This is a genomic window from Nonomuraea lactucae (assembly GCF_003313395.1).
Lineage (GTDB): Bacteria > Actinomycetota > Actinomycetes > Streptosporangiales > Streptosporangiaceae > Nonomuraea > Nonomuraea lactucae.
Genome location: NZ_QNFZ01000327.1, coordinates 1 through 620 on the forward strand (window position 1 = coordinate 1; position 620 = coordinate 620).

Consider the following 620-nt stretch of genomic DNA (forward strand, 5'->3'; position numbering starts at 1 on the left):
AGGGCGCCCCGCCGAGCCCGGCCGCCCTCCCGCCAGGCTGCCCCTTCGCGCCTCGCTGCCCGCTGGCCGCGCCGAAGTGCACGACGATCGAGCCCGCGCTGGTCCAGGTCGGGGCCGCTCACGCCGCGGCCTGCCTGCTCACGGGAGAGGAGGCCGTGTTCGAGCGCGGCAGCCCCAGGACCCGTCGCCCACGCGGCGACGCGCCGGTCGTGCTCGCGGTGGACGGGCTGGTCAAGCACTTCCCCCTGACGAAGGGCGCGGTGTTCAAGCGCGCCGTGGGCATGGTGCGGGCGGTCGACGGCGTCAGTTTCGACGTGCGAAGGGGCGAGACGCTCGGGCTGGTCGGCGAGTCCGGATGCGGCAAGACGACCACGCTGCAGCAGATCATGGAACTCGCCCCGCCCCAGGCGGGGCGGATCACGGTGCTCGGGCACGACACGGCGGGGCTCGACCGGATCCGGCGGCGCGCGCTGCGGGCCGGCGTGCAGATCGTCTTCCAGGACCCGGCGGCGGCGCTCGACCCGCGCATGCCGGTCGGTGACCTCGTCGCCGAACCCCTGCGCGCCCACGGCCGGCCCGACGTCGAGCGGCGGGTCGGCGAGCTGCTGCGGCTGGTGGGG

The 620-nt window shown here is 76.5% G+C and carries 1 protein-coding gene; it reads left to right on the forward strand.

The window, feature by feature from the left end:
- The coding region (locus tag DQW85_RS21750) for an oligopeptide/dipeptide ABC transporter ATP-binding protein (protein ID WP_113702116.1) at positions 1 to 620 on the forward strand (620 nt) is incomplete at both ends.